We start from the raw sequence: 17,433 nt of genomic DNA on the forward strand, positions 1-17,433 counted from the left end.
CATTTCACTGCGCACGCTGTAACCAAAATTGCACCTATTGCCGCCATTGTATTCGGATGGGGCGGGTGAGTAGTTGCTCTGAGTTACTCCTTTGGGACAAAGAACATGCTCGCGGCGCGAACGCTCATGAATTTGCATGGAGTGGACAACTGACCCCTCTCCAGCAAAAAGCAAGCGAAGAACTACTAACAAGCGTCGAACAAAACAAATCCCATCTTTTGCATGCAGTTTGTGGAGCTGGAAAAACCGAGCTACTCTTCCCATCCATCTTCCGATGTCTTGAGCAGGGAAAACGATTATGCGTAGCAGCCCCAAGAACCGATGTCATCCTAGAGCTATTCCCACGCTTTCAAAAAGTATTTCCAAAAACAACGATTCATGCTTTATACGGCGGAGCACCCGACCAAGAAGGTTTCGCCGAACTAATACTAGCTACCACACATCAGCTCTATCGATTTGAACAAGCATTCGATGTCATATTCGTCGATGAAGCAGACGCCTTTCCATATTACGCAGATGAGACCCTACAACGAGCAGTGAAAAAAGCAGCTAAACAAGACGCTGCCATTCATTACGTCACAGCAACACCAACAAAATCACTCCAAACAACGAACCAGTCCGTATTATCTAGAAGATATCACGGACATGACCTACCCGTCCCTAGATTCGACAGTCTATGGGGTTACGCTAGGCAACTAAACAAAGGAAAAGTCCCATTCAAACTGCAGCAATGGATCGAGGAGAAAACAAAAACAAACACTCCATTTCTCGTGTTCCTGCCAACCATCGAAATGCTCGAAAATTTCCCAGGCGATTTACCAAGAGTACATGCAGAGCATCCAGATAGAAAAGAACTCGTCATGCAGCTGCGAGAAAAGAGAATACCTGGCTTACTCACAACAACCATCCTAGAACGAGGCATAACAATTGAAAACGTATATGTTGCTGTAGTGGGAGCAGAACAAAAAATCTTCACATCAAGCGCACTCATCCAAATAAGCGGACGAGTCGGTCGTTCCTTCCGATATCCAGATGGGGATATTGTCTTTTTCCATCACGGTATCTCCCGTGAAATGGACAAAGCGCTAGCTGCAATCGAAGGGTGGAACCGATCATGAACTGTCTAATTTGTGGAGCTGCATTCCAACCATCCCCTACATGGGGGAAGTTATTTCTATATGAGAAAGAATCCTCTACATGTAGCAGGTGTTTCAGCAAATTTACAAAATCAGATACCACAATCGATTTCAGTGATTTCCAGGGTACTCACTACGAGGGAACAGTGGATGCTGTTACAGCACTTTATTCGTACAACGAAGCGATGAAAAGTTATCTGCATCAATATAAGTTTTTACAAGACGTAGCACTCGCACAAGTATTTGCTAAAACATTGCACGAAGCTTTCGAAGGAAAAGAAGGCATTGTAGTGCCTATCCCGATGCATTCGGAAAAACTAGTTCAGAGAACATTTGCGCAAGTCGATGAGCTATTAAACAGTGCAAGCATTCCTTTTCAACATCTGCTCACTAAAACGGCAACTAGTGAACAAGGAAAAAAGACGCGAAAAGAACGATTAGAAGCAAGTTCACTCTTTGAAGTTAGGACTAGGGTAGAAGCAAAAAACTATATTTTATTCGATGATATATACACAACCGGCGCAACCATCCACCATGCTGCCAAACTACTAAAAGACGCAGGAGCAACAAGGGTTGAAGCAATTACTTTAATAAAAGGATAAACTGCCGATATAAAAGAGGAGACAACTGAACTTGGAGGGATCCTCATGGGAGAACTAAAAAATTGCCCATCCTGCGGCGACTTTTTTAACTATACAGGGATAAGAGATGTGTGCAATAACTGCGCCACCAATGAAGAAAAACTATATGAAACGGTCTATCGTTTCTTGCGAAAGAGAGAAAACCGCGCGGCAACCGTTGAACGAATCGTCGAAGCAACGGGTGTAGAAGAATCACTGCTACACAAATGGGTTCGTAAAGGTCGCTTGCAACCAGCGCTGTTTCCAAACCTTGGCTATCCATGCGATAACTGCGGCAAACTAACTACACAAGGAAAACTATGCACTGGCTGTACAGAAGAGCTAAAAACAAGCCTACGCCAATTCGAAGCAGCGAAAGAATTCCGTGAAAAAGTAAACACGCAAGAAAATACATACCATAAGGACTATAGATAACTCTCACTATATGTGGGAGTTTTTTCGTGATTATAAAAAAACTCTAAACACTTTACAGATCAAACCGAAATAAACGGTAGACACTTTTATCGAAGAAGGGAGGACATTACCATATGAAAATCACCAACATTGGATTAAACCAAGTAAACCCATACAAACGCAACCAACAACAAGTGGAAAAAACACAGCAGGTGGCAAAACCTACTACCGATCAACTAGAAATCTCATCTGCTGCAAAAAGCATGCAAACAAAATCTCCAGTGGAGGTAAACCAAGCAGAACGAGTTGCCACAATCAAAGCGCAAATTGATGCGGGCACATATCAAGTAGACGCTAAGAAACTAGCATCAAATATCCTTAATTATTACCGTCTCTAAAAGGAGCTTAAAACATGTCCATCGAAAAGATATTGCAATCTCTTACGAAACTTGACATGCTACACAAAAGTTTGCTAGAAGTTGCATACAAAAAAACAGAAGCAATTAAAACTGGCGACATGGACAGTCTAAACCAACTGCTCAAGGATGAGCAGGCACACGTAGCAGGCATTTCTCAGCTAGAACAACAGCGTCAAAAAGAGGTAACGGATTACCTTCGAGCAAAAGGAATTGCTCCTACTGACAACCCAACTGTTGCACTAGTCTTAGAAAATACCAACACAAACGAAGAAAAAGAGCAACTAGGAGCAGAACGCAACAAACTACTCCTAACACTAGAATCGCTCAAAAACCAAAACGACCTAAACCAAAAGCTGACGCTACAATCCTTACAATTCGTCAACTTAACATTAGATACATTACGACCAAAGCCAGACCAAATAAACTATTCAAAATCCGAAGTACAAGCCCCTTCCAAAGGTAAAGCCTACTTCGATTCGCAAGCATAAGGAGGCGACCACATGGGCTCAACATTCATGGGATTAGAAACAAGTAAACGTGGACTATATACACAACAATCCGCCCTATATACAACCGGACATAACATCTCCAACGCCAACACACTCGGCTACTCCCGCCAGCGCGTGAACATGGAAGCAACTCTAGGCTACCCAGGAACAGGCCTGAACGCACCTAAAATCCCTGGTCATCTAGGAACAGGAGTCCAAGCACAGTCCGTTCAACGTATTCGTGATTCGTTCATCGACAGCCAATATCGTCAAGAATCCAACAAACTTGGTTACTGGGAATCCAGATCACAAGCCATCACACAAATGGAAGACGTACTAAACGAACCATCTGAATACGGCTTAGCCAAATCACTAGATGAATTTTGGAAATCCCTACAAGACTTAAGCGTAAACCCAGAAAACGGCGGAGCACGTTCAGTAGTTGTCCAACGCGGAGTTGCAGTTGCGGATTCTTTTAACTACTTGTCGAAATCCATTAACCAAGTTAAAGAAAACGCCGGAAAAGAAATAGGTATCTCTATAAAGGATGCAAATTCCATATTAGAACAAATCGCAAGCATTAACGAACAAATCCAAGCTATTGAGCCTAATGGTTATATGCCAAATGATTTGTATGATGCTCGCGACACGCTATTAGATGAGTTATCTACTTACTTTCCTATCGAAACAGATAATGTTAAATCGGGTGGAAATGCTTTAGCAATTGCAGAAGGCTCTGTGACAGTGTCGTTAAAATTAAAAGACGGTACTACTCTAAAACTAGTTGATGGTAAAGACTTTGCACAACTTCATAATTCTGGTGCAAGCGGACCAGATGGCGTTACACCAACTGATAAGATGACGGGACTTCATCTGGTAAAAGTGAATAAGGATGGTTCTGAAACTAATCTAAACAAAGACTGGTCGACTCAAGGGACTTTAGAAGTTCATAATATTAATAACTTCAGTGATTTAGGAAAACTTAAATCCTCTGCAAATTCATATGGCTATTCATCAGATGGAACTGCAACTGGTGATGAAAAGGGACTATTCTCTGAAATGATAGCAAAATTAGATAAAATGGCAGCAGCATTTGCCAAAGAGTTTAATGCGCTACATGCAGGAGGAACTGACTTAAAGGGTGAACAGGGTGGCGAATTTTTCGTACCAAAAGACCCTGCAAATGGACAGGGCATTACTGCGGCTAATATTTATGTTTCCAAAGATATAATAGATGATCCTAATAAATTGGCAGCCTCTAATTCTGCAGCAGGTGAAGCGGAAGCTGGTAACGGGAAGCAAGCACTCATCCTAGCAAACATGAAATTCGCTAGCCTTACTGACTTAAATAATGTTAGTGCTCAAACCTTTTTCGAAGGAATTATCGGTCAATTAGGGGTAGACGGTCAACAAGCAGCACGTCTAGCATTTAACTCTGCAACACTTCAACAAGCAGTAACAGAACGCCGTGCATCAGTGAGCTCAGTATCACTAGACGAAGAAATGACAAACATGATCACATTTCAACAAGCATACAACGCAAATGCACGTATGATTACAGTAGTAGACGAAATATTAGACAAAATTATCAACGGCATGGGCCGTGTAGGACTTTAAAATAGAAAAGCGTAAGCGCCTATCTTTGACCCCGAGGGGCAAGGCGCTGAAGCTAGACCAAATAGGGGGAACAAACTATGCGCGTAACCCAATCAATGCTATCAAACAATATGCTACGTAACCTTTCAACTAGCTATAACAAAATGGGGAAACTGCAAGATCAAATAACAACAGGCAAAAAAGTAAACCGTCCATCCGATGACCCAGTAGTTGCGATGAAAGGTATCGGCTACCGTACCGCATTAGATAAAGTAGAACAATTCCAACGAAATATCGGGGAAGTAAACAACTGGCTAGATAGCTCCGATGATGCTTTAGATAAAGTTGGTTCAGCATTACAACGTGCAAATGAATTAGCCGTAAAAGCAGCAAGTGATACGACAACACCAGACGACCGTGCGAAAATACACAGTGAGTTAGATCAACTAAGGGAACATATTCAAAACATCGCGAACACAAAAGTTGGGGATAAATATATCTTTAGTGGAACAAAAACAACCACACCATTATTTGATGAAAAAACTGGTGGTTATCCAACAACAGGCTTAGATTCATTTAACAAAGATGTAGAAATAGAAGTATTCGATGGGATAACTCTCAAAGCAAACACAAATGCAATCGATGTATTCAAAAATATCGATCAAATGTTTCAAGATATTAAAGATGGAACGGTAGATTTCAACGCAGCTATCGGTAAAATCGATGACCAAATGAACGAGATTCTAACAACTCGTGCAGATATAGGTGCTCGTCAAAACCGTGTAGAACTTATGGACGAACGTCTTCAATCTCAATCGGTAATTGCAACGAAACAAATGTCCGAAAACGAAGACATCGATTATGAAAAAGTAATTACCGAAATGATTACACAAGAATCTGTCCATCGTGCAGCGCTTTCAGTAGGAGCAAGAATTATTCAACCTTCATTAGTAGACTTTTTAAGATAATAAAAAGCGTTTGGACAATATGTTCCAAACGCTTTCTTTAAAGGAGGGAGCAATTGTGAACATACCTAAACTCCAAGTCCATTCAATAAAAGCACAAATCAGTTTAAACATACAAAAACCAGTACAGCAAATCGAACAACCAAGTGCTACTTTAGACCTTCAACAACCAAAAGCAGTCCAAACAATGCAAATAACTAAACCACAGCTCAATATAGACACAGAACAAGCAAGAGCTGATCTAGATTTAATGAGCTCAAGCAGAAGGACTGCTGAAGTTGCTAATTATGCTACACAAACAGCACAAGAAGGCACAGCAAGGCGAGCACAAGAGGGCAATGAATTAATGCGTATTGAAAACGGAGGAAGTACGATTAGTAGTCAAGCCAAACAAACGGGCAGACAACCATATTCATCACTAAGCATCAAATTCATCCCATCTAACGGAAGCGTCAAAGTGAACTTTCAACCAGGCAGTGTAGACATTGAAGTAGAACCACAACAAGTGATTAATAACACAAAAACAAACAAACCAATTCATACATACACGCCTGGAAAAGTAACAGTAGAATTGCAACAACACGCATCACTTCAAATAGATTGGCTTGTATAAAAGTAACGAAGGAGTAAAAAAATATGAAACTTAAAACAGCTTATATGGGCGAAGTAGAAACAGATACTTCAAGCTTCATAACATTTGACCGTGGAATTCCCGGTTTCGAAAAAGAAAGAAATTTCATCCTACTTCCAATTGAAAATAACGATGCTTTTCACGTATTGCAATCCGTTCAAACAGTAGAGTTGGCATTTATCGTCACAAACCCATACGAAATCACAACTGACTATAGCTTCGAGCTGGACGAAGCAACAGTCCACGCACTTCAAATACAAGACGAAAAGGAAGTCGCAGTTCTAGCAATCGTATCATTAAAAGAAACAATCGCGCAATCAACCATCAACTTAAAAGCACCAATTATATTCAATTCAACAAACCAAAAAGCAAAACAAGTCATTCTAAACGACGAATCATACCCAATTCGTCACCTCATCTCATCAGAAAGTCAAAAGGGGTGAGCAAATGCTAGTATTATCACGTAAAGCCAGCGAAACAATCTGGATCGGCGAAGACGTAGAAATCGTCATCACCGAAGTAAAAGGAGAACAAGTAAAAGTGGGAATCCGCGCCCCAAGAAATATCGAAGTTATCCGAGGTGAACTAAGGCAAGACATCTCCGAATCCAACACAGAAGCTGTAATAACAAACATAGACATCTTCAAAAATACAAAAGAATAGATTCAAAATTAATACAAAAAAATTAATAGAAAACCTATTAAACATTTCCAATCTATTCCGATACTATCTATGTAAGCAAGAAAAACGGGGTTCGGCCGGCCTGCGTCTCTTGTCGACATATTAAAAGACTGCTCACAAGGATGTGAGCAACATATTCCAAGGAGGAACTAATAATGAGAATTAATCACAATATCGCAGCACTTAACACACACCGTCAGTTGAACACTGCTTCAACTAACCAATCAAAATCTATGGAGAAATTAGCTTCAGGTATGCGTATTAATAAAGCTGGGGACGATGCAGCTGGTTTAGCGATTTCCGAGAAAATGCGTGGGCAGATTCGCGGTTTAGATATGGCTTCAAAAAATGCTCAAGATGGAATTTCATTAGTGGCTACTGCTGAAGGTGCTCTTAATGAAACCCATGACATTCTACAACGTATGCGTGAATTGGCTGTCCAATCTTCAAATGATACAAACACGGATACTGACCGAGCTGAACTGCAAAAAGAAGTAGATCAATTATCTCAAGAGATTACGCGTATTTCTGAAAATACAGAGTTTAATACGAAGAAATTAATAAATGGAGACGCTAAAGATGTAACTTTCCATATTGGAGCTAACGAAGGTCAAAATGTAAAGTTAACTATCAATAACATGGATGCTGAATCTCTTAAGGTTGCTGGGAAGGTTGGAGATAAAACAGACCTAACTGGTAATACAGCTATTCAAATTAGAAATGATAATGGTGAAGAAGTAACTGTCAAGTTTACTGCGTTAGGAGATAAAGATGCAGCTGCTGTAGATAAAACTACTGCTACCCTTAGTGAAGATGGTAAAACACTAACGGTAACATTGGCACAAGCTGCTGGTAATGGAACAACTGCGGGAGCTGCAACTGCTAAACAACAAGATGTATTAGATGCAATTAATGCATCTAGTAAAGGAGCTGTAATAGCTACAGCTAAATCAGGTGGGGATTTAACTGCTGCAGCAACAGTAGGTGCTGATACTAAAACTAGCACGACTACTACTCTTGATGATACAAAAGGTATAAACATATCAAATCAATCATCTGCATCTGATTCAATTAAAACCATTAATAATGCAATTGAAACAGTTTCGGCTGAACGTTCTAAATTGGGTGCGACTCAAAATCGCTTGGAGCACACAATAAACAACTTGAATACATCTTCTGAAAATTTAACTGCTGCAGAATCACGTGTTCGTGACGTTGATTATGCTTTAGCTGCCTAGGTAGTAACAAGCACAGTCGTCCTAGCTGGTAACGGCTAGAGATAATGATCGGGTGAATTGCTGGAAACCCCTAAAACTCGCTTCCCTACAACGTAGTTGGAAACAGCAAGCGTGAATGGTCGAAAAGAAGAGAGATTGGGCAATCAGCAGCCAAGCTCCTGTCTCGAAACAGTGGAGAAGGTTCAACGACTAGGATAGACCATCTAAGGCGAAAGCTATGGTGATGAAATCCATAGGTGAAACAATGTCCATCAGCATTGCGAATCCGAAGTGCCCGACCCCTACTAGAATGCTAGAGGGTGAAGATATAGTCTAGTCATTTATGAAAGTAAATGTTCGCACGATGGCGAAAGAAATGATGGAACAAACAAAGAATTCAATTCTTTCTCAAGCAGCACAAGCAATGTTGGCTCAATCGAATCAGATGCCTCAAGGAGTTCTACAACTTCTTCGATAATCGATTCAAGGGCGTCTTACTTGGTAACGAGTAAGAACATCACTGGGTGAATTGCTGGAACTTCCTTAAGTTCACTTTCCTACAACGTAGCTGGAAACGGCAAACGTGAACGGTCGAAAAAAAGTGAAATTGGATAATCAGCAGCCAAGCTCCTGTGAGGAAACTCTGGAGAAGGTCCAACGACTAGGATATACCGTCTAAGGTCTTGACTAAGACGATGAAATCCGTAGGGTGGCAATAGTCATTCGAAGTGCCCAGCCCCTACAAGGATCACTTGAGGGTGAAGATATAGTCTATTCTATGATCGAAAGACATAGCGGCAAAGCAAGCCAACCAACAACCACAAGGCGTACTTCAATTATTACGTTAATCTGGTTAACAAAACACTGTCGGAGTTTCCGACCGTGTTTTGTTTTTTTTTTAGATTTTAGATATCAATTCAAAATAAAACAAGGCGGATTATTTATGAAATTCATTTATTCAATACTTCTTATAGTAGTCATGATTTTAAGTGGGTGTGGAAATGAACAGGCTAACCAGATTTACAGAGTACACAAAGATAGCGTAACTATAATTGATGATGACATTATATTTGAATCTGGTGGACAAATTATGACAGCAAAAGGGGAAGCGGATAAGTTGAAAAGCAGTAATGAGGACTATTTAAAAGTTGTGAAATATAGCAACGGTAATTTGAGAATTGCAGAGTAGAAAGACAGCAAAGAAATAAGGCTAATTCTGTATCCCCAGAAAAAATGGTGATATTGAAATTATATAAGATTTTTAAGGGGAATCTATGAAATAAATTAATTGAATATTAAGTTTTGCTTATTGGTTAAAAAATGTATACAAAAGCAAGCATCTATTACTATTGGATGCTTTTTTTTGTTTATTAAAATAATCATCCCTACTCAATCAAACTTATTCTCTTTCTGAATCATTAACTGAAATCTCGTATTTCTTTCACCCCATACATCCCATATTTTAAAAAAATTCATAGATATAAATCAGCATCCGATAAAATAAATACTTAATTTCCTCCATTTTCTTCCGATATAGTAGATAGTTGTAATATTATCGGAATGATTAATAATAAATCCCGAAGGAGAACTCGACGAATTATGCTTGTAAACAGTAATGGTTTATCAAAGTTATTGAACAATCAAAGAAGAAAAACAGAAACTAGTTTGCAGAAAACGCTTGGGAAGCTTGCTTCGGGGCAGCAGATTAATGGAGCGGCAGATAATGCATCTGGTCTTGCTATTAGTCAGAAGCTATTAGCCATTAAACGCGGTAGCAACCAAGCGATTCGCAATGTGCAAGATGCAAGCTCGCTAGTAAATACAGCGGATAGTGCGATGCAAGAAATGACAGCGGTTGTACATCGGATACGTGAGCTAACAGTACAGGCGATGAATGGCACCAATACACAAATGGAATCCAATGAAAATGCGTCGACATCGGCTGATACGCTCTTAATTCAAAATGAAATTGATCAGTTAAAGAGAAATTTGAATGACATTGTTCAAAATACAGAGTTCAATAGTATAAAGTTGCTGACAAATAAGACTCCGGGAGAATTTATATACGAAAATCGGACTGCTTCCAAAACAATTCAATTGTTAAGTTCCTCCCAGAATCATTTGGTTGATAGGGATCAAAACAAGGTTGGATACAATCAAATCGATCCTGTTGCTGTATCGAATTCAAATAATATTATGTTGCGGCCGACAACGAATATAGTAACTAAAATGCCTGAAAGCTATATTGCTTCAACAGTTGTCGATCATAATCCAAGATGGTCAACGGATGGCGGCTCAATTGTCTTTTCATCCAGCAGAGATAATGGACAGTATCTAGTCCCAGCAGATGGGGGAAGTGATCCAATCGAAAATACAGTCGCTGTTTTAGACCAAAAACTAAATAGCGGTAATGGTTTATTAAAGCTATCTAACTTAGGTTCTATTTTAAATTTAGAAAAGTTCTCGAATGGCAGCTGGACCTCAGTACAAAGTTTTACTGATTACAATTTAAATGATGGTAGTGGTGGATTTAGTTTTTCACCTAAGGTTGATGCAAATGGAAATACAGCATTCGTTTATTCTGACTCTCAAGGGAATATAAAAAAAGTAGATGTGAATCAAAATAATCTAGCAATTACAAGTGGGCCAATTAATATAATTCCGACATCAGATGTACTCAATCTGTCCCTTGCCGATAAAACTTTAACATTACCTTCCTCACCCGATTTGTATCAGATGAATACACCGGAAGCTTCTCTGCGTATTCAAAAAGTAAATGATAGTGGAACGAGGGAACTAACCTATTGGGACGGAAAAGATGAAGCACCGACTGGCGGGTACTACACCGTTTCAGGTAAAGTAATCACTTTTTATGAAGATGCGATAATAGGAAAAGAATCTATGGATGACGCACAGGATTACTATCGTTTTTCTTATGTAGCAGATACATTTCAGGATAATATTTATACTGCCGCTATTCCTGCAGGTGCAGAGGTTTATAATATGCACGGAGAGGATGGACCACGTTCTTTAAAAATCACTGTTGGTGGAACAGAAATTACTAAATCACAACTCCTTTCAATAAAACAATCGGATGTAGAAGGAACAAACGGTGTTTTTGTAGATGCGGCAAATGGAAAAATTGAGTTTTATGGAAATCTTCGTCCTAAGGCTAGTCAGAGTGTGCAAATTGAGTATTTTACAGATGCGGATGGTCGAAATGGAGTTCAATCATACTCCTTAAATGCTAATATCGATACGTATAATTTGAAGGATACCGATCTATCTAAAAATCGGTCATTACGTGTATATATCGATGGCAGGGAAATTACTTTCGATGAGACAAAAACAAATGGCTACACCTATGAAAATGGACGTATCAACTTATATGGAGATGCTCGTCCTGATGTTTCATCAAATCCAAGCTTTAAAATAGATTATGTATATGATAATACAAGTACATCCAAAGAAGTATATGGAATTAATTTAGGCGGCTACCACCCGGAAGTTTACAATCTAGGAAATGAAGTATCGCCCAATTCCATCCGAGTATATCGTAATAGTGGAGAAGAGATTGCCTATTCAGATACAGATGGTTTCCAATACAATTCTACAACAAATACGATTGAACTATATGGAACAGGACGCCCAAATACAGGGGACAGGTATTCAGTAAGACTGATTGTGCCAACTGGTGATGCGGTAAAACAGGATACCAAGGTAGAAATTCCATTAACACACGCTCCCGAAACATATGGAAATCCTGATCCTATGACCTTTAAGGTAATAGTTGATGGAAACGAAGTCCATTATGATAATACAAAAACAAATGGCTATTTTTATAATAGTGGCACACAAAAAATCGAGTTATACGGTGATATCCGACCGGACGTGGACCAAAGTTCAAATCCGGAAGTGAAAGTATATTATGTATTCGAAAGCCCGGCAACAGGTGTCGGAAATGATTCTTATGATTTCCGTTTATCAAACACGACGCTCGATTATGGTGTAATCGATCAATCCGAAAGTAGAGCTATCAGAGTCTATCAGAAAGGAATGGAGGTATCATACGACGCTGAAAATGGTTTTACATATGATAGCGATACACATATACTTTCACTACATGGAACCTATCGTCCCAATCAAGATAATGATACAGGAGATTACCAAATCTATTCGATCGCATCGGAGGATCTTCGAAAGTCAGTTCCTCAAGGCTCTTATATTTATAAAGTTGAAATGAATGGACAGATAGTACCAAAAGCCAATAACCTTGCAGAGGGAGGTTATTTATATGATGGACAGCACGTGGAAATAATAGGGGATTATCGGCCGAATATTACAAATACCAAATCAGACATAAGATTGAACGTTCAGTACTTTGAGTCCTTGGATATTTCATTAAATGCCAATATGCCAAACGGATATTTTCATCATTATTGCGCCCATGAGACCGGGGAAGAATTGATGGAATCTGAAATCGACCCTAATTTCTTCGCTGTCTCGCTCGATGGAAATCTTCTAGAGGATGATCAATACTATTTTCAAAGCAATAAGATCATTTTAACACATGATTCTTTAACTCTTTCACCTGGTTCCCATACATTGGCTGTAGATTATCGGGCAAGACAAGGTACCGGCTATGAACCAAATGATTTTACATTCCAAGTAGGTGCTAATTCTGGACAAAACTTAAAAGTGGAAATTTCTTCCTTTGATAATATGCTCCGTGACACGAATGTCATTTGTGTTCGTAATTACGAAGATGCTACAAAAGGGCTGGAGATAATTGATGATGCACTAAGTTTTATTTTAGGCGAACTTGACTCACTTGGTGCAACCCAAAATCGTCTAGATCATATTGCTGCAAATCTTTCTGTGCTGGAGGAAAATACAACAGCCTCCATGAGTCGCATACAAGATGCTGATATGGCAAAACAAACCATGAATCTCGTAAAAGATCAATTATTATCTCAGGCACAACAGGCACTAGCTTCACAACTTCAGCAATCTTCAGGGCAAGTATTGGAATTGTTAAAGTAAAATTAACACAAAACAAGTAGACCGACAAAAAACTATAAAATTCTTCAATTATTCCATAATAAAAACGCAATTCAATTATGAACTGCGTTTTTATTATGGTTTGTTTTATGTGAACTTTATTTACGACAGAGCTTAGTGACATATTTCTGTGTTGAAAAAAATTAATAAATTATAGTTCTTTAGTTTTATTATAAAAAGTGGTACTATTTCTTTAGAGTTAATGGAATAGGAGTGTTTTAAATTTGAATACTGTCAGTATATTTGTAATTTTATTAGTATTAGCAATCATATTTTTTATATTGAAAAGCAATGTACTAATTACCAGATCTACATTCGTTAGGAATTTGTCGGAGTGTTATAATGAAAAGGAATTTCCTATTTCTGAAAGAAAACAAAAATATAAAGATTACAAGAAAGCATTGAAGTTATTTGATAAGTTCTATACTTCTAAGTTTAATTACATATCTAAAGACCATAAACAAATATTTAAATGTAAGTACTTAGTTAAAGAAATGATATCATCTAATCTGTTGAATGAGTATGAAAATGAATGTAAAAATTTAGAAGATCTGAATATTAAAGAAGAAGCTGTTGTAAAGATTAAAGAATGTTTTAAAAAAGTATATGTTTTTAAATCCGCAATTAAATATTTTGAAAATCACATTGATATGGCAACAAAGACTATCGATTTAATTTCTAAAAACAAAAGAGGATCTCACATATTTCAAAGACCTTATAGATCTTTAGTTTATAAGAGAGTTAATTACCTGGAAAACGTTATTAAACAATGTGAAAATGTTATTGATTACCTAGAATTGAAATTAGCTGATTTAGAGGATGTAATTACAAAACTTAAAAAGTTGAAAAAGCCTACTTTATTGGAAATTGCTTTTAATGTGGTAACAGCCCCCATAAAACATACTTTTAATCTTGTGGACTCTGTGATTAGCGGAGATGAAAGTAAATTTATTAGAAGTGCTTCAATGATTGGTCTTACTTTTTTAGGAGTTGGAATCATTGGAGAAGCTATAGATGCCTTAGATGCCCTTGAGGCGTCTGATTTATCAATGATTGAGGGTATCAATACTGATATACATCATGTTGACTCACACGCAGTTGAGAGCTATATGCGTGAAGATGGAACATTCGTTAGTGGGTATGAACGTGGTGGGGAAAATGGATACTATAGTTCCAACCCAGATAATTCCTTAATAAATAATCTTCGCTCTTAGGAAGTGAAGTGTCCCTACAATGTCAGCGTAAATAACACACTATTCCGAAAAATAGTCATATTATTTTAAGTGTCGTCGTTGTGTTAGATAAAATTTTGGCAATTCTCTACAAAGCATTTTTAAATAATAGTAATTGTGAAAGTTATCTAAGAAGATAGTTTGGATTACAAGAGGCTTCGGTTGTAATTTAATGTGGGAATTTTTTGTGAAATTGGTAAATAAAATTACAATGATCAGAAGTTATCAGAGGCATGTTATTACGATGATTGACGATTGAGGGACAGCAAGGATTCATAATCTAAGAAGTGCGTAACAACATTAAAAAGCCTGAAAAAAATAATATTTCAGGCTTAATTCATTAAAATAGAACCTCTTCTATCTTAAATCTCCATCCTAAAACCTACTATTTCAATCCTAACAACGAATAGACTGCCCACCATCAACCGGAAGACAAACACCTATGATAAAACTTGCCTCGTCCGATGCTAGAAAGACAGCTGCATTAGCTATATCCCATGCTGTTCCCATGCGACCAGTAGGAACAACTAGCATCTCTAGCCGCTACCATTTCTTCTACGTTATCGTATTGTCCAGAGATGCTATTATAGATTAACGGTGTATTGATAAGTCCTGGCATGATCGCATTTACACGAATTCCAGCAAGGGAAGAAATATTTACAATTGCCCCTTTTTTTCTCTCTTTCATATGTGGTATAACATACTTCATAGCAAGGTATACACTCTTTAGATTGACATCCATCGCTTTTTGCCAATTTTCTTCGGAAATATCTGTGACGCTTCCCATTTGTGGTAATCCTACATTGTTATGAAGAATATCAATTTGACCAAATTCCTTTATTGTGTCCGAAACGACTTTTTGAACATCAACTGAGTTTGTCACATTTGCAGTTGTATAAGAACTGATTTCATTTTCACTCAGAATAATTTGACTAGTTTGTTCGGCTGCTTCTGCATTTAAGTCTACTACCATCACTTTTGCCCCTTCACGCGCATAAGCTACAGCTGCTGCTTTCCCATTTCCCCAACCTTCTCCAGCTGATCCTCCTCCAATACAAGAGCAACTTTATCCTTTTAACGATTTACCATAATTGCACCCCAATTCTACTAAATTATGTATTAGATTTTCTTTTAATTAATTAAATGATTCAAAATTAGATATTTCCTATAGTTAGCGACCTAAACTTTTGTCCATTTCAATTCCTTACTCCTCTCTCACTTTAAGTGACTAGCCATTTTCACTTAATTGTTCTAGTTGAGTAATAGTCTCTAATTTTTCTGTTTCCCCTATGACTTTCTTAGCAAAATAATTAGCAATCTGTGCTCCGACAGAAAGATTGATAATCATATTAATAATGGGTGCGATGGCTGCAAGCTCTCCAATAAATTCAAAGGCGAGAATAGAAGCAAGTGCTGTATTACATAGACCGACCTGAAATAGAATGGCTCTAGCATCTGCTTCATTAACAGATAGTTTTTTTGCAATAAAATATGCAGCAATCATTGGAAAAACAATTTGTATAAAAGAAGCCAGTGCTATTAGAGGAATGATTCCTAGCTCTAAAGAAATTGCTTCTTTCCCATTTCCAACTAAGGTGTGAATAATAAGCAAAAGTGAAAGGGAAGATCCTAGCTTTGTTATGTTTTTAGAATAGTTCACGGATTTCGGATATAAACGTTGAATGATTATACCTGCGCCTAGTGGAATAACCACAATCATCATAAATGAGCGTAGCAAACTAAAAAAAGAAATAGACACTTGGGTTTCAGATATCCCTAGCATAGATAAAGGGGTAACAATCGGACTGAAAGCGATATCTATCAAGGAAGAAGCAATAACAAGAGATGTATTTCCTCCCGCTAAAAATGTATAAAGTGTAGCGGCTGTAGCACTCGGTACTGTTCCTGATAGTATGATACCTGCCATGATTTCTGGGTTAGAGGAGAAAAACAAATATGCTAACCCAATTGATATGATGACCGTAATTGTCCACTTTAATAATGCAGTTAAAAGTAATTCTCTTTTTTTTGTTCGTATATCTTTGATGGCTGATACATTCATAGAAATTCCCGTAAAAAAAATAACAATGCCTAATAGAAGGCCAGGAATCCAAGTTGCCGTCTTTATATATACGGGAGAAAAGTAGGTAGCCATTGCCGTCAAAAGAATAAGTAACGGTAATTTGCTAGATATAGCATTACTTAAAGCCGTCAACAATTCCATCCCTTTCTATTGGTTTATATACTATTGAATGAAAATTAAAACTTGCACCTTGTGTCAGAAATAATTCTACACTATTCTGACAGTTGACTACAATTCCTTTTGTAATAACAAGCAATTTATCTCTCCTCTTGAAATCACAAAACTTTGATTAAGATTCTGGGGTGAATCTTTTCGGACAACCCTCTAATGAATTATTTAAAGATATTGATGATCAATCCATCCCTCCTTTTCTAATCTTCATCTAATTCATTCTCCGAGTGTTTAATTCATCCTTAAAAACGCGTACCTATGTTAGAAACAAATTAAACACTATAAATTTATTTGCGAATAAAAAAGGTATTTGTTTATTATTGTCGAAATTATAGATAATAGGGAGGTGAGTCAATATGGCTAAATTTATTGTTAATACTGGTCCTAATAAAGAAGTGCACAGAACAATTTATACATTAGATGCATGTAGAATTAATGAAATCGCAAGTGGAAATAGGCTGGATACTGACACAGACTATACTGTACTTTATCCTACTATATATGATGGATGCAAATATTGTTATAGCGAAAAACATAGAAAATAAAAAGTCAAAATGAGGTTGGGACAAAACCCGTCTTGAAAAATGAAAAGCCCTAGAAATTTTACAAATAGTAAAATTTCTAGGGCTTTGTTTTTTAGGCATTAAAAATAAGGACATGTTCTGATAAAATTTAAGTACCACTACAAAAACTTATATAGAAAGAATTGTCCTTATGTT

Annotated in this window: 19 protein-coding genes; 16 read left to right on the forward strand and 3 right to left on the reverse strand. The window is 37.7% G+C overall.

Going from position 1 to position 17,433, the window contains the following annotated elements; all coding sequences use genetic code 11:
• The first annotated feature begins 65 nt into the window (after nucleotides 1-65).
• The 15 genes from ACIP9W_RS04730 to ACIP9W_RS04800 all read left to right on the forward strand — a co-directional run bounded on the left by ACIP9W_RS04730 (nucleotide 66) and on the right by ACIP9W_RS04800 (nucleotide 14,442).
• Entirely contained in the window at nucleotides 66-1,118 is a 1,053-nt protein-coding gene (locus tag ACIP9W_RS04730) for an ATP-dependent helicase ComFA (protein WP_400786582.1), read from the forward strand.
• Nucleotides 1,115-1,738: a ComF family protein gene (locus ACIP9W_RS04735; protein WP_400786584.1), complete on the forward strand. Its 624-nt coding sequence runs from the start codon at nucleotides 1,115-1,117 to the stop codon at nucleotides 1,736-1,738. The genes ACIP9W_RS04730 and ACIP9W_RS04735 overlap by 4 nt, the downstream gene beginning before the upstream one ends.
• Nucleotides 1,739-1,783: 45 nt before the next feature.
• Nucleotides 1,784-2,191 carry a TIGR03826 family flagellar region protein gene (locus ACIP9W_RS04740; RefSeq protein ID WP_400786587.1) on the forward strand — a complete coding sequence of 136 codons (408 nt, stop codon included), beginning with the start codon at nucleotides 1,784-1,786 and terminating at the stop codon, nucleotides 2,189-2,191.
• A gap of 113 nt (nucleotides 2,192-2,304) precedes the next feature.
• Nucleotides 2,305-2,568 (forward strand): flagellar biosynthesis anti-sigma factor FlgM, encoded by a 264-nt coding sequence (gene flgM, locus ACIP9W_RS04745; RefSeq protein ID WP_400786589.1) that lies wholly within the window; start codon nucleotides 2,305-2,307, stop codon nucleotides 2,566-2,568.
• Nucleotides 2,569-2,582: 14 nt separating this feature from the next.
• Nucleotides 2,583-3,077 (forward strand): flagellar protein FlgN, encoded by a 495-nt coding sequence (locus tag ACIP9W_RS04750; protein ID WP_400786591.1) that lies wholly within the window; start codon nucleotides 2,583-2,585, stop codon nucleotides 3,075-3,077.
• Between the two features lie 12 nt (nucleotides 3,078-3,089).
• Nucleotides 3,090-4,694, forward strand: a complete 1,605-nt coding sequence (flgK, locus tag ACIP9W_RS04755; RefSeq protein ID WP_400786592.1) for a flagellar hook-associated protein FlgK — start codon at nucleotides 3,090-3,092, stop codon at nucleotides 4,692-4,694.
• A 77-nt stretch (nucleotides 4,695-4,771) separates the two neighbouring features.
• Nucleotides 4,772-5,641: a flagellar hook-associated protein FlgL gene (gene flgL / locus ACIP9W_RS04760; protein WP_400786595.1), complete on the forward strand. Its 870-nt coding sequence runs from the start codon at nucleotides 4,772-4,774 to the stop codon at nucleotides 5,639-5,641.
• Nucleotides 5,642-5,696: 55 nt separating this feature from the next.
• On the forward strand, nucleotides 5,697-6,251 hold the full coding sequence (locus ACIP9W_RS04765) for a DUF6470 family protein (protein ID WP_400786597.1): 555 nt from the start codon (nucleotides 5,697-5,699) through the stop codon (nucleotides 6,249-6,251).
• A 23-nt stretch (nucleotides 6,252-6,274) separates the two neighbouring features.
• Nucleotides 6,275-6,712 carry a flagellar assembly protein FliW gene (gene fliW, locus ACIP9W_RS04770; RefSeq protein WP_400786599.1) on the forward strand — a complete coding sequence of 146 codons (438 nt, stop codon included), beginning with the start codon at nucleotides 6,275-6,277 and terminating at the stop codon, nucleotides 6,710-6,712.
• Between the two features lie 4 nt (nucleotides 6,713-6,716).
• Nucleotides 6,717-6,932 (forward strand): carbon storage regulator CsrA, encoded by a 216-nt coding sequence (gene csrA, locus ACIP9W_RS04775; protein WP_400786602.1) that lies wholly within the window; start codon nucleotides 6,717-6,719, stop codon nucleotides 6,930-6,932.
• Nucleotides 6,933-7,105: 173 nt separating this feature from the next.
• Entirely contained in the window at nucleotides 7,106-8,188 is a 1,083-nt protein-coding gene (locus ACIP9W_RS04780) for a flagellin N-terminal helical domain-containing protein (RefSeq protein ID WP_400786605.1), read from the forward strand.
• Between the two features lie 322 nt (nucleotides 8,189-8,510).
• The gene (locus ACIP9W_RS04785) at nucleotides 8,511-8,645 is read left to right on the forward strand and encodes a flagellin (RefSeq protein ID WP_075982946.1); all 135 of its coding nucleotides are present in this window, start codon (nucleotides 8,511-8,513) and stop codon (nucleotides 8,643-8,645) included.
• 465 nt (nucleotides 8,646-9,110) lie between these two features.
• Nucleotides 9,111-9,356, forward strand: coding sequence for a hypothetical protein (locus ACIP9W_RS04790; protein ID WP_400786607.1), 246 nt, complete (start codon nucleotides 9,111-9,113; stop codon nucleotides 9,354-9,356).
• Between the two features lie 410 nt (nucleotides 9,357-9,766).
• The gene (locus ACIP9W_RS04795) at nucleotides 9,767-13,210 is read left to right on the forward strand and encodes a flagellin N-terminal helical domain-containing protein (protein WP_400786609.1); all 3,444 of its coding nucleotides are present in this window, start codon (nucleotides 9,767-9,769) and stop codon (nucleotides 13,208-13,210) included.
• A 242-nt stretch (nucleotides 13,211-13,452) separates the two neighbouring features.
• A complete protein-coding gene (locus ACIP9W_RS04800) occupies nucleotides 13,453-14,442 on the forward strand; it encodes a hypothetical protein (protein WP_400786612.1) in 990 nt (329 codons plus the stop codon).
• Nucleotides 14,443-14,856: 414 nt separating this feature from the next.
• Here ACIP9W_RS04800 and ACIP9W_RS04805 read toward each other — a convergent pair whose 3' ends face one another.
• The 3 genes from ACIP9W_RS04805 to ACIP9W_RS04815 form a co-directional block, all read right to left on the reverse strand.
• On the reverse strand, nucleotides 14,857-14,994 hold the full coding sequence (locus tag ACIP9W_RS04805; RefSeq protein ID WP_400786614.1) for an SDR family oxidoreductase: 138 nt from the start codon (nucleotides 14,992-14,994) through the stop codon (nucleotides 14,857-14,859).
• The gene (locus tag ACIP9W_RS04810; protein ID WP_400786880.1) at nucleotides 14,945-15,514 is read right to left on the reverse strand and encodes an SDR family NAD(P)-dependent oxidoreductase; all 570 of its coding nucleotides are present in this window, start codon (nucleotides 15,512-15,514) and stop codon (nucleotides 14,945-14,947) included. Before ACIP9W_RS04810 ends, ACIP9W_RS04805 begins: the two co-directional genes overlap by 50 nt.
• Nucleotides 15,515-15,688: 174 nt before the next feature.
• Entirely contained in the window at nucleotides 15,689-16,675 is a 987-nt protein-coding gene (locus tag ACIP9W_RS04815; RefSeq protein WP_400786616.1) for a bile acid:sodium symporter family protein, read from the reverse strand.
• A 395-nt stretch (nucleotides 16,676-17,070) separates the two neighbouring features.
• Between ACIP9W_RS04815 and ACIP9W_RS04820 the strand changes: the two genes are divergently transcribed.
• Nucleotides 17,071-17,259, forward strand: a complete 189-nt coding sequence (locus ACIP9W_RS04820) for a hypothetical protein (protein WP_400786618.1) — start codon at nucleotides 17,071-17,073, stop codon at nucleotides 17,257-17,259.
• The last annotated feature ends 174 nt before the right edge of the window (nucleotides 17,260-17,433 follow it).

Origin of the sequence: Psychrobacillus sp. NPDC093180 (assembly GCF_044754065.1) — a bacterium.
In the GTDB taxonomy this organism is placed as follows: Bacteria; Bacillota; Bacilli; order Bacillales_A; family Planococcaceae; genus Psychrobacillus.